The 21,854-nt window shown below is 67.2% G+C and carries 24 protein-coding genes; 13 read left to right on the forward strand and 11 right to left on the reverse strand.

What is annotated here, in order from left to right; translation table 11 throughout:
• Positions 1-2: 2 nt before the first annotated feature.
• Positions 3-1,178: an efflux RND transporter periplasmic adaptor subunit gene (locus HD841_RS12785; protein ID WP_373563023.1), complete on the reverse strand. Its 1,176-nt coding sequence runs from the start codon at positions 1,176-1,178 to the stop codon at positions 3-5.
• A gap of 234 nt (positions 1,179-1,412) precedes the next feature.
• On the opposite strand from HD841_RS12785, the gene rpiA reads away from it, so the two are divergent.
• The 6 genes from rpiA to HD841_RS12815 all read left to right on the forward strand — a co-directional run bounded on the left by rpiA (position 1,413) and on the right by HD841_RS12815 (position 8,286).
• Positions 1,413-2,114 carry a ribose-5-phosphate isomerase RpiA gene (gene rpiA, locus HD841_RS12790; RefSeq protein WP_179509247.1) on the forward strand — a complete coding sequence of 234 codons (702 nt, stop codon included), beginning with the start codon at positions 1,413-1,415 and terminating at the stop codon, positions 2,112-2,114.
• 80 nt (positions 2,115-2,194) lie between these two features.
• The gene (gene tkt / locus HD841_RS12795) at positions 2,195-4,270 is read left to right on the forward strand and encodes a transketolase (protein ID WP_179509248.1); all 2,076 of its coding nucleotides are present in this window, start codon (positions 2,195-2,197) and stop codon (positions 4,268-4,270) included.
• Positions 4,263-5,387: a transaldolase gene (gene tal, locus HD841_RS12800; protein ID WP_179509249.1), complete on the forward strand. Its 1,125-nt coding sequence runs from the start codon at positions 4,263-4,265 to the stop codon at positions 5,385-5,387. Before tkt ends, tal begins: the two co-directional genes overlap by 8 nt.
• Positions 5,388-5,741: 354 nt before the next feature.
• On the forward strand, positions 5,742-6,725 hold the full coding sequence (gene gnd / locus HD841_RS12805; RefSeq protein WP_179509250.1) for a phosphogluconate dehydrogenase (NAD(+)-dependent, decarboxylating): 984 nt from the start codon (positions 5,742-5,744) through the stop codon (positions 6,723-6,725).
• Positions 6,722-7,543 carry a Cof-type HAD-IIB family hydrolase gene (locus HD841_RS12810; RefSeq protein WP_179509251.1) on the forward strand — a complete coding sequence of 274 codons (822 nt, stop codon included), beginning with the start codon at positions 6,722-6,724 and terminating at the stop codon, positions 7,541-7,543. The genes gnd and HD841_RS12810 overlap by 4 nt, the downstream gene beginning before the upstream one ends.
• Positions 7,540-8,286, forward strand: coding sequence for an HAD-IIB family hydrolase (locus tag HD841_RS12815; RefSeq protein ID WP_179509252.1), 747 nt, complete (start codon positions 7,540-7,542; stop codon positions 8,284-8,286). The genes HD841_RS12810 and HD841_RS12815 overlap by 4 nt, the downstream gene beginning before the upstream one ends.
• A gap of 5 nt (positions 8,287-8,291) precedes the next feature.
• Here the strand turns inward: HD841_RS12815 and HD841_RS12820 are convergent, their stop codons facing one another.
• The 6 genes from HD841_RS12820 to aroQ all read right to left on the reverse strand — a co-directional run bounded on the left by HD841_RS12820 (position 8,292) and on the right by aroQ (position 14,339).
• Positions 8,292-9,638: a glycoside hydrolase family 27 protein gene (locus tag HD841_RS12820; protein WP_179509253.1), complete on the reverse strand. Its 1,347-nt coding sequence runs from the start codon at positions 9,636-9,638 to the stop codon at positions 8,292-8,294.
• A 148-nt stretch (positions 9,639-9,786) separates the two neighbouring features.
• A complete protein-coding gene (glnA, locus tag HD841_RS12825) occupies positions 9,787-11,199 on the reverse strand; it encodes a type I glutamate--ammonia ligase (protein WP_179509254.1) in 1,413 nt (470 codons plus the stop codon).
• 96 nt (positions 11,200-11,295) lie between these two features.
• Complete coding sequence (locus tag HD841_RS12830; RefSeq protein WP_137899602.1) at positions 11,296-11,634, reverse strand: P-II family nitrogen regulator; 339 nt, start codon at positions 11,632-11,634, stop codon at positions 11,296-11,298.
• Positions 11,635-12,032: 398 nt separating this feature from the next.
• On the reverse strand, positions 12,033-13,385 hold the full coding sequence (gene accC / locus HD841_RS12835; protein WP_179509255.1) for an acetyl-CoA carboxylase biotin carboxylase subunit: 1,353 nt from the start codon (positions 13,383-13,385) through the stop codon (positions 12,033-12,035).
• Positions 13,386-13,389: 4 nt separating this feature from the next.
• Positions 13,390-13,890 carry an acetyl-CoA carboxylase biotin carboxyl carrier protein gene (gene accB, locus HD841_RS12840; RefSeq protein WP_179509256.1) on the reverse strand — a complete coding sequence of 167 codons (501 nt, stop codon included), beginning with the start codon at positions 13,888-13,890 and terminating at the stop codon, positions 13,390-13,392.
• A 14-nt stretch (positions 13,891-13,904) separates the two neighbouring features.
• Positions 13,905-14,339, reverse strand: coding sequence for a type II 3-dehydroquinate dehydratase (aroQ, locus tag HD841_RS12845; protein WP_179509257.1), 435 nt, complete (start codon positions 14,337-14,339; stop codon positions 13,905-13,907).
• 181 nt (positions 14,340-14,520) lie between these two features.
• Between aroQ and thiS the strand changes: the two genes are divergently transcribed.
• The 5 genes from thiS to HD841_RS12870 all read left to right on the forward strand — a co-directional run bounded on the left by thiS (position 14,521) and on the right by HD841_RS12870 (position 17,312).
• Complete coding sequence (thiS, locus tag HD841_RS12850; RefSeq protein ID WP_179509258.1) at positions 14,521-15,528, forward strand: sulfur carrier protein ThiS; 1,008 nt, start codon at positions 14,521-14,523, stop codon at positions 15,526-15,528.
• A gap of 105 nt (positions 15,529-15,633) precedes the next feature.
• Positions 15,634-15,816: a CsbD family protein gene (locus HD841_RS12855; protein WP_179509259.1), complete on the forward strand. Its 183-nt coding sequence runs from the start codon at positions 15,634-15,636 to the stop codon at positions 15,814-15,816.
• A gap of 80 nt (positions 15,817-15,896) precedes the next feature.
• On the forward strand, positions 15,897-16,181 hold the full coding sequence (locus HD841_RS12860) for a hypothetical protein (RefSeq protein WP_179509260.1): 285 nt from the start codon (positions 15,897-15,899) through the stop codon (positions 16,179-16,181).
• A gap of 72 nt (positions 16,182-16,253) precedes the next feature.
• Complete coding sequence (locus tag HD841_RS12865) at positions 16,254-16,445, forward strand: hypothetical protein (protein ID WP_179509261.1); 192 nt, start codon at positions 16,254-16,256, stop codon at positions 16,443-16,445.
• A 24-nt stretch (positions 16,446-16,469) separates the two neighbouring features.
• Positions 16,470-17,312 carry a type 1 glutamine amidotransferase gene (locus HD841_RS12870; protein ID WP_373563014.1) on the forward strand — a complete coding sequence of 281 codons (843 nt, stop codon included), beginning with the start codon at positions 16,470-16,472 and terminating at the stop codon, positions 17,310-17,312.
• A gap of 430 nt (positions 17,313-17,742) precedes the next feature.
• On the opposite strand, the gene HD841_RS12875 is transcribed toward HD841_RS12870, so the two are convergent.
• From HD841_RS12875 to HD841_RS12890, 4 genes are all read right to left on the reverse strand, one after another.
• On the reverse strand, positions 17,743-19,398 hold the full coding sequence (locus HD841_RS12875; protein WP_179509262.1) for a thiamine pyrophosphate-binding protein: 1,656 nt from the start codon (positions 19,396-19,398) through the stop codon (positions 17,743-17,745).
• A gap of 75 nt (positions 19,399-19,473) precedes the next feature.
• Positions 19,474-19,854 carry a hypothetical protein gene (locus tag HD841_RS12880; RefSeq protein ID WP_179509263.1) on the reverse strand — a complete coding sequence of 127 codons (381 nt, stop codon included), beginning with the start codon at positions 19,852-19,854 and terminating at the stop codon, positions 19,474-19,476.
• Positions 19,855-19,976: 122 nt separating this feature from the next.
• The gene (locus HD841_RS12885) at positions 19,977-20,147 is read right to left on the reverse strand and encodes a metallothionein (protein WP_179509264.1); all 171 of its coding nucleotides are present in this window, start codon (positions 20,145-20,147) and stop codon (positions 19,977-19,979) included.
• A gap of 3 nt (positions 20,148-20,150) precedes the next feature.
• Positions 20,151-20,456 carry an ArsR/SmtB family transcription factor gene (locus HD841_RS12890; RefSeq protein WP_179509265.1) on the reverse strand — a complete coding sequence of 102 codons (306 nt, stop codon included), beginning with the start codon at positions 20,454-20,456 and terminating at the stop codon, positions 20,151-20,153.
• A gap of 158 nt (positions 20,457-20,614) precedes the next feature.
• Here HD841_RS12890 and HD841_RS12895 point away from each other — a divergent pair, with 158 nt between their 5' ends.
• Positions 20,615-20,890 carry a metal/formaldehyde-sensitive transcriptional repressor gene (locus HD841_RS12895; RefSeq protein ID WP_179509266.1) on the forward strand — a complete coding sequence of 92 codons (276 nt, stop codon included), beginning with the start codon at positions 20,615-20,617 and terminating at the stop codon, positions 20,888-20,890.
• Positions 20,891-20,898: 8 nt separating this feature from the next.
• Positions 20,899-21,846 carry a CDF family Co(II)/Ni(II) efflux transporter DmeF gene (dmeF, locus tag HD841_RS12900; protein ID WP_179509267.1) on the forward strand — a complete coding sequence of 316 codons (948 nt, stop codon included), beginning with the start codon at positions 20,899-20,901 and terminating at the stop codon, positions 21,844-21,846.
• The last annotated feature ends 8 nt before the right edge of the window (positions 21,847-21,854 follow it).

Below are 21,854 nucleotides of genomic sequence, written 5' to 3' on the forward strand. Positions count from 1 at the left end.
GCTCAGCCCGCCTTGCTTTGGGCGTTACCCTGCTGGCCGTCCTTGCCCTGCTGCGGCGGCTTGACCACCTGCGGGCTGTTGGCCGGCACCGCCTTGACCTGCGCGTTCGGCTTCAGGTTGTTGAGCCCTTGCGTGATCACCTTGTCGCCCGCATTGAGGCCGGTAGTGACGACCCAATAGCGGCCCTGCGTGCGGGAGGCGGTGACCGGCTTCTGCACCGTCTTGCCGTTCGGCCCGACCAGCATCACCGTCGCATTGCCCTTGGCGTCGCGGGTCAGGGCCTCCTGCGGCACGAGGAAGGCGCGCTGGTTGATCGCCTGCGCGAAGCGGGCGCGGACAAACATGCCGGGGAGCAGCAACCCCTGCGGATTGGGGATGCTGGCGCGCAACGTCACCGTGCCGGTTTCGGTGTTCACCAGCGCTTCGGAGAATTCGACGCTGCCGGTCTGGCCATAGTCGCTGCCATCCTCGAGCTTGAGGCGGACCTGCGCGCGGGTCGGCACGATGCCGTTCTGCGACAGGCTGCGGCGCAGCGCGAGCATGTCGGCGGCAGACTGCTGGATGTCGACGAACATCGGGTCGAGCCGCTGGATCTGCGCGAGCGGATCGGTCTGGCTCGCCGAGACGAGCGCGCCGACGGTGAACAGCGAGCGGCCGATGCGACCGCTGATCGGCGCCGGCACGGTAGTGAACTTGAGGTTGATCCGTGCCGTTTCCAGCGCGGCACTGGTCTGCGCGACCGAGGCGGTCGCCTGGCGCGCGGTGGCGACGGCGTTGGTATATTCCTGCTGCGAGACCGCCTGGATCGCGGCGAGCGGCTTGTAGCGCGCCGCCTGGAGACGCTGCGCTTCCTGGATGGCGCGCGCGCTTTGCAGATTGGCCTGCGCCTCGTTGACCGCGGCGCGGTACAGCCGCGGGTCGATCTCGTAGAGCGGCTGGCCGCGCTTCACCAGCGAGCCTTCGGTGAAGAAGCGGCGGCGGATGATGCCGTTGACCTGCGGCCGCACGTCCGAGCTTTCATAGGCGTTGGTGCGCGCGGCGAGTTCGGTGACCATCGCCGCATCGGTCGGCTGGACGACGACATAGCCGACCGTCGTCGGACCTTTGCCCGGACCACCGGGGCCGCCCTTGCCCTTCTGCTGCGACTCGCTGCCGCCACCGCAGGCGGCGAGGGTCAGCAGGACCACGGCAGTAGCGGCGCCGGCACCTAGCCGGCGGCCCCGAAACGATAATGTGGTCAAGTATGTCACCCGGCTCGTGTCTCGACTCGCGCAGCCGTGACCGGCGCGACAATGCGCGGCCATGGCGATTGGTTGCTCTTGCTGGCCCATTGGCGGCGATCGTGGCGCAAATGCAACCCGACCCCCATGTTATTAATGTCGCAATTTGTCGCAGTAGGGAAAGAGACCGGCATGAACGCGGATACGGACAAGGCGTGCGCCGCGGCGGCGGCGGCGCAGGAAGTGCAGGACGGCATGCTGGTCGGGCTCGGTACCGGATCGACCGCGGCGCATCTGATCGCGGCGCTCGGCGAGCGGGTGGCGCGCGGCCTGCGCATCCGCGCGGTCGCGACCTCGCGCGCCAGCGAGGCGCTGGCGCGGCGGCTCGGCATCACGATGCTCGACTTCGCCGACGTGCCGCGGCTCGACCTCACGATCGACGGCGCCGACGAGATCGATGCGCGCTTCTTCGCGATCAAGGGCGGCGGTGGCGCGATGCTGCGCGAGAAGGTGGTGGCGGCCGCGTCGGACCGGATGGTGGTGATCGCCGATGGCTCGAAACGGGTCGTCGCGATCGGCGCGGCAGCCGCCGTTCCCGTCGAGATCCTGCCCTTCGCGCGCGCCTCGCTGCTGGCGCAACTGGGCCAGGGGCAGGGGCAGGGGCAGGGGCAGGGGCGGGGGGCGGTGCTGCGGCTGGCGGGTGGCGAGCCCTATGTGACGGACAATGGCAACATGATCATCGATTGCCGGCTCGATCTGCAAAATCCTCGCGAATCAGCGGCTTGGCTTGACGGAATTGCCGGCGTCCTCGGGCACGGACTGTTCCTTGACGAGGTCGATGCGGCCTATTTTGCCCAGGATGGGACCGTTTCGCGGCTGGAACGGCTCGATTAGTCTCGCTAAGGCCGGCGCATCCGCAACAGATCGGGCGTGCAGGCGTTCGACGCAGGGTAAGAGCGAGGGCCTTTAATCCCATGACCGATACCAACACCGCGATCCACGAAGACGGTTCGCTGGAACGCCTCACGATCGATACGATCCGCACCCTGTCGATGGACGCGGTGCAAAAGGCCAATTCCGGCCACCCCGGCACACCGATGGCGCTCGCGCCGGTCGGCTACACGCTCTGGTCGCAATTCCTGCGCTATGATCCTTCCAAGCCCGACTGGCCCAACCGCGACCGCTTCGTGCTGTCGGTCGGCCATGCGTCGATGCTGCTCTATTCGCTGATCCACCTCGCCGGGATCGAAGAGATCGACGCGGACGGCAAGAAGACCGGGCGTCAGGCGCTCACCCTCGACGACCTCAAGGGCTTCCGCCAGCTTGCCTCGCGTACGCCGGGCCATCCTGAATATCGCCACACCACCGGCGTCGAGACGACGACCGGTCCGCTCGGCGCGGGCTGCTCGAACTCGGTCGGCATGGCGATCGCCGAGCGCTGGCTCGCCGCGCGCTACAACCGCCCCGAGTTCACTTTGTTCGACCATGACGTCTATTCGCTGTGCGGCGACGGCGACATGATGGAGGGCGTCGCCGCCGAGGCCGCCAGCCTTGCCGGTCACCTCAAGCTGTCGAACCTGTGCTGGATCTACGACAGCAACCACATCTCGATCGAGGGCGGCACCGAACTGGCGTTCGACGAAGACGTCGGCCTGCGTTTCCAGGCCTATGGCTGGAACGTCATCCACCTCGACGACGCCAACGACACCAAGGCGTTCGCCAAGGCGATCGAGACCTTCAAGGCGACCAACGACCGGCCGACCTTCATCGTCGTCCATTCGGTGATCGGCTGGGGCAGCCCCAAGGCAGGCAGTGAGAAGGCGCACGGCGAGCCGCTCGGCGAGGACAATGTCCGCGCCACCAAGAAGGCGTACGGCTGGCCCGAGGACAAGGACTTCTACATCCCCGAGGGTGTCGCCGAGCATTTCCACGGGTCGATCGCCGATCGCGGCACCAAGCTGCGCGAGGAATGGGAGGCGAATTTCGCCAAATATCGCGAGACCTATCCCGAACTCGCCGGCGAACTGGAGCTGATGCTCAAGGACAAGCTGCCCGAGGGCTGGGATGCCGACATCCCCGAATTCCCGGCGGACGAAAAGGGCCTCGCCAGCCGCGATTCGGGCGGCAAGGTGCTCAACGCGCTCGCCAAGCGGGTGCCGTGGCTGATCGGCGGCTCGGCCGATCTCGCACCGTCGACCAAGACCGACATCAAGGGCGCGCCGTCGTTCGAGGCCAACAATTACGGCGGCCAGAACTTCCACTTCGGCGTCCGCGAACACGGTATGGGCGGCGTGGTGAACGGCATGACGCTGTCGCACCTGCGCAGCTATGGTTCGACCTTCCTCGTCTTTGCCGATTACATGCGCGCACCGATCCGCCTGTCGGCGATTATGGAGCTCGCCAGCGTCTGGGTGTTCACGCATGATTCGATCGGTGTCGGCGAGGATGGCCCGACCCACCAGCCGATCGAGCATCTCGCGACGCTGCGCGCCATTCCGGGGCTCGACACGATCCGTCCGGGCGACGCCAACGAGGTCGCCTATGCATGGCGCGCGGCGCTGGAGGATGCGAGCCGTCCGACCGCGCTGATCTTCTCGCGTCAGGCGCTGCCGACGCTCGACCGCAGCAAATACGCGCCGGCCGAGGGCACGCTGAAGGGCGGCTATGTCCTCGCCGATTGCGACGGCACGCCCGAGGTGATCCTGATCGCCACCGGCAGCGAGCTGGCGCTGGTCGTCCAGGCGCATGAGAAGCTGCTCGCCGACGGCGTGAAGAGCCGCGTCGTGTCGATGCCGAGCTGGTATCGCTACGAGCTGCAGTCGGAAGATTATAAGGAAAGCGTGCTGCCCTCGTCGGTGCCGTCGCGGCTCGCGGTCGAGCAGGCGGGCGAGATGGGCTGGCATCGCTATGTCGGGCTGAAGGGTCGCACGATCACCATGTCGACGTTCGGTGCCTCCGCCCCCATATCGAAGCTGCAGGACAAATACGGCTTCACCCTCGACAATGTCGTCAAGGTGGTCCGTGAGATGCTGGAGACCAACAATGGGTAAGCTCAACGACCTGAGCGCTGCGGGTACCGCGGTCTGGCTCGATTTCGTCGATCGCAAGTTCCTCGAGGCCGGTGGCCTCGACAAGCTCGTGAAGGAGGACAGCCTGACCGGCGTCACCTCCAACCCGTCGATCTTCGAGAAGGCGATGGGCCATGGCGACGCCTATGACGCGACGCTCGCCGCCTTCGACAAGGAGAACCCCGGCGCGGCGACGATCGACCGCTACGAGCATCTCGCGATCCAGGACATCAAGGCGGCGGCGGAAACGCTCAAGCCGGTCTACGATCGCCTGGAGGCCAAGGACGGCTACGTCAGCCTTGAAGTGTCGCCCTATATCGCCGACGATACCGATGCGACGATCGCCGAGGCCGAGAAGCTGTGGCATGCGGTCGACCGCGCCAACCTGATGATCAAGATCCCTGGCACGCTCGCCGGTGCGCCCGCGATCAGCGCGACGATCGCCAAGGGCATCAACGTCAACGTGACGCTGCTCTTCGCGCTCGATGCTTATATCCGCGTTGCCGAGGCCTATGCCGCGGGCCTTGAGGAGCGGGTGCGGCAGGGGCAGCCGATCGACAAGATCGCCAGCGTCGCGAGCTTCTTCGTCAGCCGCATCGATTCGATCATCGACAAGGAGATCGACCGTCGCGTCGCCGAGAACGATCCCGAGGCGGAGACGCTGAAGGGTCTGCGCGGCAAGGTCGCCATCGCCAATGCGAAGATGGCGTATCAGTGGTTCCTCGACTTCGAGAAGTCCGAGCGCTGGCAGGCGCTCGCCGCCAAGGGCGCACAGCCGCAGCGACTGCTGTGGGCGTCGACCGGCGTCAAGGACAAGGCCTATCGCGACACGCTCTATGTCGACACGCTGATCGGCCGCGACACGGTCAACACGATGCCGCCGGCAACGATGGACGCCTTCCGTGAGCGCGGCACCGTCGCCGAAACGCTGACCCAGGACGTCGAGGACGCGCGCCGCGTGCTCGCCGAGGCGGAGCGCCTCGGCCTCAACCTGACCGGCGTGACCGATACGTTGGTCGAGCAGGGCGTCGCCTCCTTCGCCAAGGCGTTCGACGACCTGCTGGGCTCGATCGCCGCCAAGCAGCCGGCGACGGCATGACCCGCCGCCCCGTCCTGATACAGGGCGGGGCGACCCGCCGCGAAACCTCCGTCACCCCGCCCGTCGTCACGCGGGGCGGCAATCCGCTCCCGCCGTCACCCTGGACTCGTTCCGGGGTCCACTTCGCGGCGAGGAGAGCGGCTGGAGGCGCGTGCGACACCCCCGCGGCCCGGTGGACCCCGGAACACGTCCGGGGTGACGGGTGGAGGGGACACATGTCCCGAACCCCGTCGAGGCGGACCCCGGGGCGTTCGATGACCTTCCGCGAAACGCAGCGTCTCGTGGCGCATCGCAACCCCGGCGGCGCGGTTCCGTTTATCCTATGACATCGTAACAATCGGCAGGACAGCAAGCATGAAGATCGGACTGATCGGCCTCGGCCGGATGGGTGGCAATATCGCGCGCCGGCTGATGCAGGCGGGGCATGAGATCGTGGCCTATGACCGCAGCGCCGAAGCGGTGCAGGCCCTCGCCAAGGACGGCGCCGAGGCGGCCAATTCGCTCGACGACGTGCGGGCGAAGCTCGGCAGCCCGGCGATCTGGTGGGTGATGCTGCCCGCCGGCGGCCCGACCGAAGACACGATCAGCGCGATCGGCGAAGGCGCCAAGGACGGCGACATCATCATCGACGGCGGCAACACCTTCTACAAGGACGACATCCGCCGCGCCAAGGCGCTGGCCGAGAAGGGCGTCCATTATGTCGACGTCGGCACGTCGGGCGGGGTCTGGGGCTTGGAGCGCGGCTATTGCATGATGATCGGCGGCGACACCGAGACGGTCAATCTGCTCGATCCGATCTTCGATGCGCTGGCGCCCGGCCTCGGCACCATCCCGCGCACCCCCGGCCGCGTCGCCGAGGTCGTCGATGAACGCGCCGAAAAGGGCTATATCCATGCCGGTCCCGCTGGCGCCGGCCATTTCGTCAAGATGATCCACAACGGCATCGAATATGGCCTGATGCAGGCCTATGCCGAGGGCTTCGACATCCTGAAGTCCAAGAACAGCGACAAATTGCCCGAGGACGAGCGGTTCGACCTCAACATGACCGACATCGCCGAAGTCTGGCGCCGCGGCAGCGTCATCTCGTCCTGGCTGCTCGATCTCACCGCGATCGCGCTCGCCAAGGACGAGAAGCTCGAAGGCTTTTCGGGCAGCGTCGCCGATTCGGGCGAGGGCCAGTGGACGATCGACGCGGCGATGGAGGAGAAGGTGCCGGCCAACGTGCTCACCGCCTCGCTGTTCGCGCGCTATCGCAGCCGCGTCGAGCATACCTATGGCGACAAGGTGCTCTCGGCGATGCGCTTCGGCTTCGGCGGGCACGTCGAGATGCCGCAGTGAGTCCGCCGATCCGGTTGGTCGTGTCCGACATCGACGGGACGCTCGTCGACAAGCAGAAGCAGCTCACTCCCGCCACGACCGCCGCGGTGCGTCGGTTGGAGGCGGCGGGGATCGGCTTCACGGTGATCAGCGCGCGGCCGATGTCGGGGATCATGCCGATCGCCGAGACGCTGGCGATCGACGCGCCGATGGCGGCGTTCAACGGCGGCATCATCTTCCGCCGCGACGGCAGCATCGCCGAGCATCATATGGTGCATGCGGCGGTGGCGCATGGCGTGATGGATATCGCAGGCGACAGTCCGGCGGACATCTGGGTGTTCGCCGACGATCGTTGGTATGCCTCGACCGATGTCGGCGCGCATGTCGACAGCGAGCGGCGCGCGTCCAACCAGGATCCGATCGTCACCGATGATTTCGCCGCGCTGCTCGACCGTGCGGACAAGATCACCTTCGTCAGCGACGATCATGCCATGCTCGCCGACCTTGCCGACCGCTGCAAGGCGAAGCACGGCGAAGACGCGACGATCGCGCAGAGCCAGGTCTATTATCTCGATGTGACGGCGCTGGTCGCCAACAAGGGCGACGGTTTGCTGGCGCTCGCCAAGACGTTCGACCAGCCGCTCGACGCGGTGGCGGTGCTCGGCGATCAATATAACGATGTCCCAATGTTGGAACGCGCCGGCCTCGCAATTGCCATGGGCAATGCGCCCGATCCGGTTAAGTCTGTTGCCCATGAGGTGACGAGCGGCAATGACGCCGACGGCGTCGCGCACGCGATCGACACCATCATCTTTCCCCGCATTGGAGTTGCTGCATGAAACAACTGGTTGCCTTCGACCTCGACGGAACGCTGGCCGAGAGCAAGCAGCCCTTGCAGGAGCCGATGGGCGAAGCGCTCGCCGACCTGCTCGGCGTGGCGCATGTCGCGGTGATCTCGGGTGGCGACTGGCCGCAGTTCCAGAAGCAGGTGGCGAGCCGTCTGCCGGCGCGCGCCGATCTGTCCAAGCTGTGGCTGATGCCGACTACCGGCACCAAGCTCTACACCTATCGCGAGGGCCAGTGGACGTCGGTCTACGCCGAATTGTTCGACGACGAGACCAAGGCGAAGATCCTCAAGGCGTTCGACGAATCGCTTGAGGCGACTGGTTTCACCCCCGAACAGACCTGGGGCGAGCGGATCGAGGACCGCGGCAGCCAGATCACCTTCTCCGCGCTCGGCCAGGAAGCGCCGATCAAGGAGAAGGAGCATTGGGATCCCAAGTTCGAGAAGCGCAAGGTCATCCAGGCCGATCTCAAGCAGCGCCTGCCAGGCCTGTCGATCAACATGGGCGGCGCCACCTCGATCGACGTCACCCGTGAGGGCGTCGACAAGGCCTATGGCCTCAAGAAGCTGCGCGACGAGAGCGGCATCCCGCTGGATAGCATGATGTTCATCGGCGACGCGATCTTCCCCGGCGGCAACGATTATCCGGCGAAGGAACTCGGCCTCGACACGGTCCGCGTCCGCGACCCGGAGGAGACGATCTCGGTCATCACCGCGATCGTCGCCTGCCAGAAGTAAGCCGCTCAGGGCTGCAATCGGTAGAGCCCCGCACCGTGGGGCGGGATCGGCCGGGCAAAGCGATGGCTTGCCCGGCCGATCGTCTGTCCGCTCCACAGGTCGGTCGCGGTGACCGTGGCGGGCAGGCCGAGCATCGACAGAGATATGCCGACCTCCTTCGGCTTGGCGGTGGTGTTGAACAGCGCGACATAGGCACCGGCGCCATCCACTGGGCGCGCCGACCAGATGCGGGTGCCGTCGGCGACGAAATGCGGGCGATTGTCGCGGCTGGCCTGGTTGACCGCGAGCACCGCGCGGTTGGTGAGCAGCGCCAGCGTCGCCGCGTCGAGGTGGCGCAGGTCGCCGCCCATGATCAGCGGCGAGCGGGCGATCGCCCATAAGGTCATCAGCGTGCGCTGTTCGTCGGGCGTGAACTTGGTCGCGCGGGCGCCGAGCGCCAGCCGGCCGAGCGGCAGCATGTCGGCGTCCGGCCAGCCGCCGCTGGTGTCGACCGCATGCCAGTTCTCCAGCCGGGTGAACTGCGCCTCCAGCATCGGCCATTCGTCCCAGAAATCGTCGCTGATCCGCCACATCTGCGCGTGGCGGCGGACGTGGTCGGCGCGCGCCACCGGCGTCTCGCCGGGGGACAGGCTGAGCACGATCGGGCGACCGCTGTGCTGGATCGCCGCATGTGCCGCCTCGATCTCAGGCGCGTGCGCGTCATAGGGACGGCTCATGTCGTCCATCTTGACGAAATCGACGCCCCAGCCGGCGTAGAGCGCAAAGACGCTGTCGTAATAGGCCTGCGCACCGGGGCGGGTCATGTCGACGCCGTACATGTCCGGGTTCCACGGGCAGATGCTGGTGGTGTCGGCGATATCCTTCGCCCGGTAGCGCGTGCCGAGGATGGGCAGATTGCGCTCGACGGCAAGGCGCGGGATGCCGCGCATCAGGTGGATACCAAAGCGCAGGCCCAACGCGTGCACGTCGGCGGCGAGTGGCGCGAATCCCTTGCCGCCGGCGCTCGACGGGAAGCGGTTGGGCGCGGGGAGCAGGCGGCCGTAGGCGTCGAGCGTCGGCTGCGGCGTGTCGCTGTACGTGTAGCTCGACGCGCCGGGTTCGTACCATTGGATGTCGATGGTGAAGACGTCATAGCCGAAGGGCAGCAGCTTGGCCTGCATGATCGCCGCGGTCTCGCGCGCCTGCGCCTCGTTGATCGTCGTCGCGAAGCTGTTCCAGCTGTTCCAGCCCATCGGCGGGCGCGGTGCGAGGGAGCCGGTCGCGGCGGTCGCGGTGCCGTTGGTGGTCGCGGCAAGCGCGGCGGCGGTCCCGGCGCCGAGCAGCGCACGGCGGTTGAGTTGCGGCTGGATCATCAGTCCTCTCCAAAGGAAAAGGGCGCCCGATCGTTGCGGGCGCCCTCCCAGTCACGACCCGGCAAAGCCGGGCCGTCAGTCCTCATTGCATGAGGCTGGCCGACAGCGCCTGTGCGCTTGCGCGCACCGATGCGGTCGTCGCCGCACCTCAGGCGCTGTAATACATGTCGTATTCGACCGGCGACGGGGTCATTTCCCAACGGGCGACCTCGCCGCGCTTGATCTCGACATAGGCTTCGATCTGGTCCTTCGAGAAGACGTCGCCCTTGAGCAGGAAGCCGTGATCGGCCTCCAGGCTGTCGAGCGCCTCGCGCAGCGAACCGCAGACGGTCGGCACCTGGGCGAGCTCGGCCGGCGGCAGGTCGTACAGGTTCTTGTCCATCGCCTCGCCCGGATGGATCTTGTTCTGGATGCCGTCCATGCCCGCCATCATCAGCGCCGCATAAGCGAGATAGGGGTTGGCCATCGCGTCGGGGAAGCGGATCTCGACGCGCTTCGCCTTGGGGCCGGTGCCATAGGGGATACGGCACGAAGCCGAACGGTTGCGCGCCGAATAGGCGAGCAGCACCGGCGCCTCGTACCCCGGCACCAGCCGCTTGTAGCTGTTGGTGGTCGGATTGGTGAAGGCGTTGACCGCCTTGGCGTGGCGGATGATGCCGCCGATGAAGAACAGGCACATCTCCGACAGACCGGCATAGCCCTCGCCGGCGAACAGCGGCGTCTTGCCGTTCCAGATCGAGAAGTGGGTGTGCATGCCCGAGCCGTTATCTTCCTTGATCGGCTTGGGCATGAAGGTCGCCGACTTGCCATAGGCGTGGGCGACCTGGTGCACGACATACTTGTAGATCTGCATGCGGTCGGCGGTGGTGGTCAGCGTGCCGAAGGTCATGCCGAGTTCGTGCTGCGCGGCGGCGACCTCATGGTGGTGCTTGTCGCAGGGCAGGCCCATCTCGATCATCGTCGAGACCATCTCGCCGCGGATATCGACGGCGCTGTCGACCGGCGCGACCGGGAAATAGCCGCCCTTGGCGCGCGGACGGTGGCCGAGGTTGCCGCCCTCATATTCGCGGCCCGTATTGGTCGGCAGCTCGATATCGTCGATCTTGAAATAGGACGCGGCATAGTTCGTGTCGAACTGCACGTTGTCGAACATGAAGAATTCGGCTTCCGGACCGACGTAGACGGTGTCGCCGATGCCGGTGGTCTTTAGATACGCCTCGGCGCGCTTGGCGGTCGAGCGCGGATCGCGGGCGTAGAGCTCGCCGGTCGAGGGCTCGACCACGTCGCAGAACACGATCAGCATCGGCGTCGCCGAGAAGGGATCGGTGTAGACCGCATCGAGATCGGGCTTGAGCACCATGTCCGATTCGTTGATCGCCTTCCAGCCCTCGATCGAGCTGCCGTCGAACATCAGGCCGTCGGTCAGCTCGTCCTCACCGATCAGGCTGGCGACCATGGTGAGGTGCTGCCATTTGCCCTTGGGGTCGGTGAAGCGCAGATCGACCCACTCGATCTCCTCGTCCTTGATCTTGTTCAGGATGTCGTTGGCGGTGGCAGCCATGGTCAGCTCTTTCCTTATCGGTGCCCCGGCGACGGCCGGGATCTTTTCGTAACTAGGCGACCCCGAAGGACATCGGGGTGACGGTTCGGTGACGGTTTAGATCGCGGCCTCGTCGCGTTCGCCGGTGCGGATGCGCAGCGCGGCCTCGACCGGGATGACGAAGATCTTGCCGTCGCCGATGCGGCCGGTCTGCGCGGCATTGGCGATCGCCTCCACCACCCGCTCGGCGAGCGCATCGTCGACGACGACCTCCAGCTTCACCTTGGGCAGGAAGTCGACGACATATTCGGCGCCGCGATAGAGTTCGGTATGGCCCTTCTGGCGACCGAAGCCCTTGGCCTCGGTCACGGTGATGCCGCTGACGCCGATCTCGTGCAGCGCTTCCTTCACCTCATCCAGCTTGAACGGCTTGATGATGGCTTCGACCTTCTTCACCGCAATACGCCCCCTACCGAAGCCCGCGCTCCGAGCGCGGACAGTGCACCAAACGTGCCAGCCCCGGCCCCTCGGGGCAACCGGGATTCGGCGCGAATTGCTGCTTGGAAAACGGGCAGATGGGTCGGGGTTGCCTGTTGCGCGGGCAGGGAGGCATCGGGGGGGCGCGTCCATGGCTCCCGGCCCGCGCTGGGATGACGAAGGGGACGCTCGGCGAGACATCGTTCCCCGCCGCGAGGGCAGGGCGATCGCGTCTGATCGTGTGTTTGAGCCGGTCGTCTTCTAACCACCCGTCACCCCGGAACGAGTCCGGGGTGACGGGTAGGATGAGGGAACCGAGCGAACCTCACCCTATCAGCCATGTGTAATCGTCCCCCCCGCGAAGGGCGGACCGTGGCTTAGTCGGCCTGTCTGGCCAGCCACTCTTCCAGCCATTTGATCGTGTATTGGCCGTCCTGAAATTCCGGATCGTCGAGCAGCGCCTGGTGGAGCGGGATCGTCGTCGTCGGGCCCTCGATCACGAACTCCTCGAGCGCGCGGCGCAGGCGGCGGAGTGCGCCGGCGCGGGTGGTGCCGTAGACGATCAGCTTGGCGATCATCGAATCATAGTAAGGCGGCACGCGATAGCCGGCGTAGAGGCCGCTATCGACGCGCACGTGCATGCCGCCCGGCGCGTGATATTGCTTTACCAGCCCCGGCGAGGGGGCGAAGGTACGCGGGTCCTCGGCGTTGATGCGGCATTCGATCGCATGGCCGCGGAACTGGACGTCCGCCTGACGCAAGGTCAGCGGATGGCCCTCGGCGATGCGGATCTGTTCGCGGACGAGGTCGAGGCCGGTGATCATCTCGGTCACGGGATGTTCGACCTGCAGCCGGGTGTTCATCTCGATGAAGTAGAAGTCGCCGTCTTCCCACAGGAATTCGATCGTGCCGGCGCCGCGATAGCCCATGTCGGCCATCGCCTTGGCGACGATGCCGCCCATCCGCTCGCGTTCTTCGGCGGTGATGACCGGGGAGGGGGCCTCCTCCAGCACCTTCTGGTGGCGGCGCTGGAGCGAGCAGTCGCGCTCGCCGAGGTGGATGGCGTTGCCATTGCCGTCGCCGAACACCTGGAATTCGATGTGCCGCGGGTTGCCGAGATACTTTTCCATGTAGACGGTGGCGTCGCCGAACGCCGCCTTCGCCTCGGTACCGGCCTGCTGCATCAGCGTTTCGAGATGCTCGGGGCCGGTGCACACCTTCATGCCGCGGCCGCCGCCGCCGCTCGCCGCCTTGATGATGACGGGATAGCCGATGCTATCGGCCAGCGCCTTCGCCTCGGCGACGTCGCTGATCGCGCCGTCGGAGCCGGGGACGAGCGGCAGGCCGAGCGCGCCCGCGGTGCGCTTTGCCTCGACCTTGTCGCCCATCGTGCGGATATGTTCGGGCTTGGGGCCGACGAACAGCAGGTCGTGCATCTCGACGATCTCGGCAAAGCGCGCGTTCTCGCTGAGGAAGCCGTAGCCGGGGTGGATCGCGTCGGCGCCGCTGATCTCGGCCGCCGAGATGATGTTGGGGATGTTGAGATAGCTGTCGGTCGCCGCCGGCGGCCCGATGCAGATCGCCTCGTCGGCGAGGCGCACGTGCATCGCATCGGCGTCGGCGGTGGAATGGACCGCGACGGTCTTGATGCCCATCTCATGACAGGCACGATGGATGCGCAGCGCAATCTCGCCGCGGTTGGCGATCAGCAGCTTCTTGATCGGGCGCATGCCGTTACTCGACCACCACGAGCGGCTGGTCGAATTCGACCGGCTGGCCGTTCTCGATCAGGATCTGGCGGACGGTGCCGGCGGTCGGCGCGGTGATCGGGTTCATCACCTTCATCGCCTCGACGATCAGCAGCGTGTCGCCCGCGGCGACGGTGCTGCCGACGGTGACGAACGGCTTGGCGCCCGGCTCGGCGGAGAGGTAGGCAGTGCCGACCATCGGCGACTTGACCGCATTGGCGGCGCTGACGGTCGGCGCCATCGCGCCGGCCTCGGCAGCGACGGGGGCTGCGGCAGGCGCGGGCGCGGCGGCCATCGGCTGCGGCGCATATTGCACGGGAGCGGCGACGGCGGCGGCCTTGCGCGCGACGCGGATCTTGCGGTCGCCTTCCTCCACCTCGATCTCGGTGAGGTGGGTGGCGTCGAGCAATTCGGCGAGCTGGCGCACGAGGTTCACGTCAACCTGCATCGATTGGGTCTGGGCCCCGGAGTTGGTCTGATCGGTCATGGGGGAGCCTCCTGTCAGAACCGCGCGGCGGCTTCAAGCGCCAGGGTGTAGGAGAGCGCGCCGAAACCCGCGATGGTTCCCTTCGCCGCGCGCCCGACGAAGCTGACGTGGCGGAAATCCTCGCGGGTGTGCGGGTTGGACAGATGCACCTCGATCACCGGGGTGCGGATGCCCTTGATCGCGTCGTGCACGGCGATCGAGGTATGGGTGAAGGCGCCCGCGTTGAGGATCACCGCCTTGGCGCGGCGCGCCTGCGCCTCGTGCAGCCAGTCGACGAGATGCCCTTCATGATTCGACTGGCGCATGTCGATTTCGAGCCCCAGCTCGCGGGCGCGATCCTCGAGCTGGCCGGCGATGTCGTCGAGCGTGTCGGCGCCGTAGATCTCGGGCTCGCGCGTGCCGAGCAGGTTGAGGTTGGGGCCGTTGAGGACGAAGATGGTGTCGGTCATCGGGTCGCTTTCGGTTGAACCGGGAAGATCGTGTGCCTAGTTGCGGCACATCACTCTTAGTCCGTTCGCCCTGAGCTTGTCGAAGGGCAGCGCTCCACTTTCGCACCGGGCCGATAGGGAGAGCAGGGCTTCGACAGGCTCAGCCCGAACGGATGGAGGCGTTCGCCTCCTGCAAAAAGTTATGCCCCATAGCGACGGAACGGTTTCGATCACGGTCAACGGCGCGCACAAGCGCGTCAATGCGGGGCTGAGCCTCGCCGAACTGGCTACCGAACTGGGGCTGGTGCCGGAGAAGGTGGCGGTCGAGCGCAACCTGGAAGTGGTGCCGCGCTCGACGCTGAAGGACGTTCGGGTCGAGGATGGCGACGACATCGAGATCGTCCATTTCGTCGGTGGCGGCGATCACCAGAAGCCGATCGCGGACGACAGCTGGACGGTGGCGGGGCGGACGTTCCGCTCGCGGCTGATCGTCGGTACAGGCAAGTACAAGGATTTCGCGCAGAACGCCGCCGCGCTCGAAGCCTCGGGAGCGGAGATCGTCACCGTCGCTGTGCGCCGGGTCAACGTCAGCGATCCAAAGGCGCCGATGCTGACCGACTTCATCGATCCCAAGAAGGTCACCTATCTGCCCAATACCGCGGGCTGTTTCGACGCGGAAAGCGCGATCCGCACGCTGCGGCTGGCGCGCGAGGCGGGCGGCTGGGATCTCGTCAAGCTGGAGGTGCTGGGCGAGGCGAAGACGCTGTACCCCGACATGCACGAGACGCTACGCGCGACCGAGATCCTCGCCAATGAGGGCTTCAAGCCGATGGTCTATTGCGTCGACGATCCGATCGCGGCGAAGCGGCTGGAGAATGCCGGTGCGGTGGCGATCATGCCGCTGGGCGCCCCTATCGGGTCCGGACTCGGTATCCAGAACCGCATCACGATCCGGCTGATCGTCGAGGGCGCGGGCGTGCCGGTGCTGGTCGATGCCGGGGTCGGCACCGCGTCGGACGCGGCGGTGGCGATGGAATTGGGCTGCGACGGCGTGCTGATGAACACCGCGATCGCCGAGGCGAAGGACCCGGTGATGATGGCGGCGGCGATGCGGTCGGCCGTCGAGGCGGGGCGGCTCGCCTATCGCGCCGGGCGGATGGGGCAGCGCCGCTATGCCGATCCGTCGAGTCCGCTCGCCGGCCTGATCTGATTTTTGTAACACATTTGTCACGGAACCGGTCCGGTCCGAACCCGTTGTTCTTGCTGTAGATCAAGCGGCCCGGATGGCGGGGCGCGGTCAAAGCAGGAGGTCCTCATGGGCGAGCTCACCGACAAGATCAAAGGCACCGTCAACGAAGCCATCGGCAACGCCAAGGAAGCCATCGGCAAGCACAATGACGACCCCAGCCTGACCGCAGAGGGCAAGGCCCAGCAGGCCGAAGGCAAGGGCGAGAAGTTCAAGGGCAGCGTCAAGGGCGCGCTCGGCGACAATATCTGACCTCACGGTCCGATGACTGGCGAAAGGCCGTCCCGGGGAAGCGGGGCGGCCTTTTCCTTATCCAACAGGGAAGACGAACGATGAAGAAGACGATGATCGCGCTGGGCGCGGGTGTGATGGCGCTGTCACTGGCGGCGTGCGGCGGCAAGGGCGACGACAGCCTGGGCAGCAACGTCAAGGCCGCCGCCGACAATCGCGCCGATGCTCTGGAGAGCGCCGCCGACAATCTGGAAGCGCAGGCCGATGCCGAGCGCAAGAGCGGCAGCCAGCAGGCCGATGCGATCGACGATGCCGACGTCAATGCCGCCGCCATGTCGGACGGCCAGAAGGCGGCGCTGGTCAACGGCAGCGACAAGCTGCGCTGAGGGTCGCGGGCGAACCGGGGTTTATTTGGCTAACGTACGGAAACATCGGTTAATTCCCTTGGTTAGGGAGCGATGACATCGCCGTACAACACGCCATCCTCGGTCAGCCACGAAAACGGCGAGATCATCGTCGACGGTCCCGATGGGGTTGCCGTCTCGCTGACGCCTGAGGCCGCGCTGATCACTGCGGGGCGGTTGGAAACCGAAGCGATCGACGCGCTGCTCGAACGCGGCCGGGTCGTCACGACCAAGCCGGACCGCTGAGTGGCGGCGCCATTGAGGCTGCTGGTGGCCGAGAGCGAGCCGCCGGCAGCCCGCGACAGGCGGCGCGAGAGCGTCGGGCGCAGTTCGGGCGAGACCTTCCTCAAGCGGCTCGCCGGCCTCGTGCCGGGGGCGCTGTGCGACCGGGTCAAGCCGGCCGATGCTGATTCGGCGGCACCCGATGCGGGCCTCGATGGCTATGACGGCGTGATCCTGACCGGATCGCCGCTGCACCTGTACGAGGATACGCCGGAGGCGCGACGCGAGATCGACTTCATGCGGGCGGTCTATCGATCGGGTACGCCCGCGTTCGGATCGTGCGCCGGTTTGCAGGTCGCGGTGGTGGCGGCGGGCGGCGCGGTGCGGGCGATGGGCGAGCGGCGCGAAGCCGGCTTCGCGCGGCGGATCGTGCGTCGGGTGGGCGGGCAGGATCATCCGTTGCTCGCCGGGCGGCCGGCGGCGTATGACGTGCCGGCGGTGCATAGCGACGAGGTCGCGACCCTGCCCGGCGGCGGCACGCTGCTCGCATCCAATGGTGTGACCGAGGTGCAGGCCGCCGAGATCCGCCATGACGGCGGCATCTTCTGGGGCGTCCAATACCACCCCGAGATTTCGCTGTGGGAGGTCGCGGCGGCGCTGCGGCGGCAGGCGGATGATCTGATCGACCTCGGGCTGGCGCGCGACGCGCTCGACGTCGAGATGCAGGCGGCGCTGGTCGAGGCGCTGCATCGCGAGCCGAAACGGCGCGATCTGGCGTGGCGGCTCGGCCTCGACGAGCAGGTCACCGATCCGCACGCGCGGATGACCGAGTTGCGCAACTTCCTTGACCGGCTGGTGACGCCGACGCGCGCGGCGCGCGGGCGGGGGTAGGGTTTCGCCCGGACGCTTAGGGCAGCGCGCGGGTAATGGGGTATTGCGCAGGTGTGGGGGGTATTTGATCCCTCGCACCCGCATCGATCTTGGGGGCGCCCCGGCTTGTCCCAGAAAGGCGCATCATGCCGGAACACGTCGAGACCTCTGCGGAAAGCCCCTCAAATCAGTGAAGCATCACAGTGCTCCTGCGAAAGCAGGAGCCTAGGGCCAAGGAATACAACGCCTTATGGTTCGCGGGACTCCTAGGCTCCTGCTTTCGCAGGAGCACTGGGGTAGGTCCGCAGAGGTATCGATCACTTTCAGAGTTTGCGGCGCGTGTAGGAGGCGGTGGGCTTGCGTAAAAAGCCCTACGCGACGCCCTGCACAGTCGCAGCCCTCTTCTCACCCCGATACACCTTCGCGTCTCCGCCTCCTCGCGCGATCCGCCCTAGGCGGACCGCGCCGAGATCGCGGCGAGCGTGGTGGCGGTGGTGATCACCTCGATATCGGTGCGCAGGTGGAGCAGCCGGACGCCGCGCTGCTCGATCGCACGCGTCAGCGCCGCGTCGAAATCCTCGGTCCGCTCGACCGTCTCCGCCCAGCAGCCATAGGCGCGGGCGAGCGCGGCAAATTCGGGGTTGGCGAGCGTCGTCGCCTGCACCCGACCGGGATAGTCCCGCTCCTGATGCATGCGGATCGTGCCATAGCCCTGGTTGTCGACGACCAGCACGAGCAACTGCGCATCATGCTGGACCGCCGTCGCAAGCTCCTGCCCGTTCATCAGGAAGCAGCCGTCGCCGGCGAGCGCCACGACCTGCCGCTCGGGATAGCGCAGCGCGGCGGCGATGCCGGCGGGCAGGCCATAGCCCATTGCGCCCGCGGTCGGCGCGAGCTGCGTGCCCGGTGCGCAATAGCGCCAGTAGCGATGCCACCAGCCGCTGTAATTGCCGGCGCCGTTGCAGATGATCGTGTCGGCGGGCAGCCGTTCGCGCATCGCCGCGACGCAGGGACCGAGGTCGAGCGTCACGCCGTCACGCGACGCCGGCGTCGACCATTGCAGCCACTCGGCATGCGCCTCCGCCCCGCCGGGATGGGGCGGGCCGTCGAGCGACACCAACGCCTCGGCGAATTCGGCCATGCCGGCGCAGATCGCCAGATCGGTGCGATAGGTCATGCCGAGCTCGTTCGCATCCGGGTGGACGTGGACGAGGCGCTGGCCGGGATGATCCGGCGTGATGAGCGTATAGCCGTCGGTGGTCGCCTCACCGAGCCGCGGGCCGGCTACGATCAGCAGGTCGGCGGCCTGAACGCGCGCGACCAGCGCCGGGTTGGGGCCGTAGCCGAGATTGCCGGCATAGCTCGGGCAGTCGTTGGGGATCGCGTCCTGCCGACGGAAGGCGGTGGCGACGGGCACACCGGTGCGGTCGGCCCAGGCGGCGAAATCCTGCGCGGCGACGCCGTCCCAGCCGGCCCCGCCGACGATGGCGAGCGGTCGTTCGGCGGTGGCGAGCAGGTCGGTGAGCTGTTCGAGCGGCGCTTCGTCGCACCCCTGCGGCAGGCGTTCGACGCGCGGCCGGTCCGCGACCACAGCGGTGTCGCGCAACATGTCCTCGGGCAGGGCGAGCACGACCGGCCCGGGGCGGCCGTTCATCGCGACCGCATAGGCGCGTGCGACATATTCGGGGATGCGCGCGGCATCGTCGATCCGTGCCGCCCATTTGGCGAGCGGGGCGAACATCGCGGGAAGATCGACCTCCTGGAAGGCCTCGCGATCCCGGTTGGTGCGGTCGACGTCGCCGACGAAGAGGATCAGCGGCTGCGAATCCTGCCGGGCGACATGCACGCCGATCGCCGCATTGGTCGCGCCGGGACCGCGGGTGACGAACACCACGCCGGGGCGATGGGTGAGGCTGCCGTCGGCACAGGCCATGAACGCCGCGCCGCCTTCCTGCCGGCAGACGACGGTGGCGATCTGCGGCGTGTCGTGGAGCGCGTCGAGCACGGCGAGGAAACTTTCCCCCGGCACCGTGAAGATGCGGTCGCACCCTTGGGCAAGTAGCTGATCGACAAGGATTTGGCCGCCGGTGCGCGAGATGGTCTCCATCCCGCGATCTTGCCTGCTCACGCTACGGAAGTCGAGGGCGCTCCCGCATCGTGGCCGGCGGGCGCGGCGAGCCGGTCAGACGCGCGGACGATCGCCGAAGTCGAACCAGCCGGGACGGGTGCCGGCGGGATATGCCGGGCGGACGGTGCGGACCGGACGGGCGCGACCGGTGACGCGTTCGGTCAGCGTCGGGGCAGCCGTGACGGGGGCGGCGACCGGCGCGGTTTCTGCGGCGCGGGCGAGGCGTTCGTTCTCGCGCTCCAGCTCGGCGATGCGGCGGTTGGCGTCGGCAAGCGCGCCGTCCTGTTGCTTGCGATAGCCGGCATGCGCTTCACGCTCGTCGGCGTAGCGCGTCTTCCACTTGCGACCGCCGCTGCTGCTGGCGAGTCCGAGGAACCAGCCGGCGATGAGGCACAGCGCCAATGCCGCAAATTGCGTGGTAGTGGTGAACAGCATCCGAGCCTCCCTGTTACGGGTGCATAACGAGCGCCGCGGCGCTTGGTTCATCGGATGATCCGGAGAGACGTTCGGAGCCGAGAAGGGGCCGGCGTACCGACCCCTTCCGGCGCTGCGGCGGCTCAGCCGTGGCAGGGGCAGCCGGCGTGGTCGCAGCCGGCCGACGCCTCGTGATGGTTGGCGCAATTCTCGCCGCAGAAGATCCGGCCCTCGGCTTCGACTGCATTGGCGGTGCTGACGACGCACACGCAATCGGCACAGGCGCACTTCACCATTTCGACATTGACGCTCATGATCTAATCCTCGTTCGCTTGATCTTCGGGTTCCAGCACATGGTCCATCATGTTGGTGAGCATGGTTCGGATATGGCAGTCGGGCAGCTCGTACAGGACGTTGCGGCCCTGCCGGGTCTGTTTGAGCAGGCGCCCGGCGCGCAGCAGCCGGAGATGCTGCGATACCAGGCTCTGGCTGACGCCGACCTCTTCCGTCAGTTCGCCGACCGATTTCTGCCCGTCGAGGCAGGCCACCACCAGCCGCAGCCGGTTGGGCTCCCCCAGGAGGCGGAACAGTTCCGCGAGCTGAATTCCCTCATCCTGTGTCATGTTCTCATCAATATATGAACATGTGCTAATATGTATATAGCGCAGTTTCTGTCAAACGGACTCGGACGTATCAGATTTTTTTGGCCGGTGCGGTCGGCCGGCGGACTCCCGCGCCACGAGCTTGCGACGATAAGGGCCGTAGGCTAGGGGGGTAGGGTATGAGCCATGCCGCGAATGCCGCCCCGGAACTCATCGTGCGCGTGCGCAAGATCGCCGGTCAGGTTGCCGCGGTCGAGCGCGAGCTGCTCGGCGGCGCGGACTGCAACACGGTGCTGCACCGGGTCGCGGCGGTGCGTGGCGCGGTGAACGGGCTGATGGATGAGATCATCGCCGATCATCTCGCGGCGCATGTCGCGCGGCCGGGGCTGACCGATGCCGCCCGGGCAGAGGGCGCCGAAGAACTGCTTGGCGTCATCCGCCGCTACAGGACTTGAGGCCCGCCATGATCGAAGCTGCCGACCGCGGCACCCTGCCGCACGCACATGTTTTCCTCGGCCATGCGCATGACGAGAATGCGCGCCGCACCCGCTGGGTGGTGGCGCTCACCGCGGCGATGATGGTCGGCGAGATCGCCGCGGGCTATGCGACCGGCTCGATGGCGCTGCTGGCCGACGGCTTCCATATGGCGACGCATGCCGGCGCCCTCTTCGTCGCGGCGCTGGCCTATGCTTATGCGCGGCGTCATGCGGACGATCCCGCCTACAGCTTCGGGACGGGCAAGGTGGGCGATCTCGCCGGCTTTGCCTCCGCGATGATCCTCGGGCTGATCGCGCTCGGGATCGGCGTGGAATCGGCATTGCGGCTGTTCGAGCCGGTGCACGTCGCCTTCGGCGAGGCAACGGTGATCGCCGTGCTGGGGCTGGCGGTGAACGTCGCCAGCGCCGTCCTGCTGTCGGGCGGGCATCACCATCATGGCCATGAAGCGCATGACCACCACCACGATCATCATCATCACGGCCACGCGCATGGCGCGGCGGGCGGGGACAACAATCTGCGGTCGGCCTATGTCCATGTGCTGGCCGATGCGCTGACCTCGGTACTGGCGATCGCGGCGTTGCTGGCGGGGCGCTATCTCGGCTGGGGGTGGATGGACCCGGCGATGGGCATCGTCGGCGCGATCGTCATCGCTCGCTGGTCATGGACGCTGATGCGCAACACGGCGGCGACGTTGCTCGACCGCACCGCCGCGCCCGTCGCCGGCGCGTTGCGGACGCTGGTCGAGGCACCCGGCGACGCGCGGATCGCCGACCTGCACGTCTGGCGCGTCGGCCCGGACGCCCATGCCGCGATCGTCAGCGTCGTCGCCGATCCCGGCGTCACCGGCGACACGATCCGCCACCGCGTCTCGCCGGTGACCGCGGTGGCGCACCTGACCGTCGAGTGCCGCTGAGCGCCGCG

The organism is Sphingomonas melonis (assembly GCF_013409985.1).
Taxonomy (GTDB): Bacteria; Pseudomonadota; Alphaproteobacteria; order Sphingomonadales; family Sphingomonadaceae; genus Sphingomonas; species Sphingomonas melonis_A.

Coding starts and splice junctions, on each gene's coding strand:
- HD841_RS12880 (WP_179509263.1), bottom strand. CDS start 19,854: ATGCTGTTCACCACTACCACGCAATTTGCGGCATTGGCGCTGTGCCTC.
- HD841_RS12865 (WP_179509261.1), top strand. CDS start 16,254: ATGACATCGCCGTACAACACGCCATCCTCGGTCAGCCACGAAAACGGC.
- gnd (WP_179509250.1), top strand. CDS start 5,742: ATGAAGATCGGACTGATCGGCCTCGGCCGGATGGGTGGCAATATCGCG.
- accB (WP_179509256.1), bottom strand. CDS start 13,890: ATGACCGATCAGACCAACTCCGGGGCCCAGACCCAATCGATGCAGGTT.
- HD841_RS12890 (WP_179509265.1), bottom strand. CDS start 20,456: ATGACACAGGATGAGGGAATTCAGCTCGCGGAACTGTTCCGCCTCCTG.
- accC (WP_179509255.1), bottom strand. CDS start 13,385: ATGCGCCCGATCAAGAAGCTGCTGATCGCCAACCGCGGCGAGATTGCG.
- rpiA (WP_179509247.1), top strand. CDS start 1,413: ATGAACGCGGATACGGACAAGGCGTGCGCCGCGGCGGCGGCGGCGCAG.
- tkt (WP_179509248.1), top strand. CDS start 2,195: ATGACCGATACCAACACCGCGATCCACGAAGACGGTTCGCTGGAACGC.
- HD841_RS12875 (WP_179509262.1), bottom strand. CDS start 19,398: ATGGAGACCATCTCGCGCACCGGCGGCCAAATCCTTGTCGATCAGCTA.
- HD841_RS12815 (WP_179509252.1), top strand. CDS start 7,540: ATGAAACAACTGGTTGCCTTCGACCTCGACGGAACGCTGGCCGAGAGC.
- glnA (WP_179509254.1), bottom strand. CDS start 11,199: ATGGCTGCCACCGCCAACGACATCCTGAACAAGATCAAGGACGAGGAG.
- aroQ (WP_179509257.1), bottom strand. CDS start 14,339: ATGACCGACACCATCTTCGTCCTCAACGGCCCCAACCTCAACCTGCTC.
- HD841_RS12820 (WP_179509253.1), bottom strand. CDS start 9,638: ATGATCCAGCCGCAACTCAACCGCCGTGCGCTGCTCGGCGCCGGGACC.
- HD841_RS12860 (WP_179509260.1), top strand. CDS start 15,897: ATGAAGAAGACGATGATCGCGCTGGGCGCGGGTGTGATGGCGCTGTCA.
- HD841_RS12885 (WP_179509264.1), bottom strand. CDS start 20,147: ATGAGCGTCAATGTCGAAATGGTGAAGTGCGCCTGTGCCGATTGCGTG.
- thiS (WP_179509258.1), top strand. CDS start 14,521: ATGCCCCATAGCGACGGAACGGTTTCGATCACGGTCAACGGCGCGCAC.
- tal (WP_179509249.1), top strand. CDS start 4,263: ATGGGTAAGCTCAACGACCTGAGCGCTGCGGGTACCGCGGTCTGGCTC.
- dmeF (WP_179509267.1), top strand. CDS start 20,899: ATGATCGAAGCTGCCGACCGCGGCACCCTGCCGCACGCACATGTTTTC.
- HD841_RS12895 (WP_179509266.1), top strand. CDS start 20,615: ATGAGCCATGCCGCGAATGCCGCCCCGGAACTCATCGTGCGCGTGCGC.
- HD841_RS12855 (WP_179509259.1), top strand. CDS start 15,634: ATGGGCGAGCTCACCGACAAGATCAAAGGCACCGTCAACGAAGCCATC.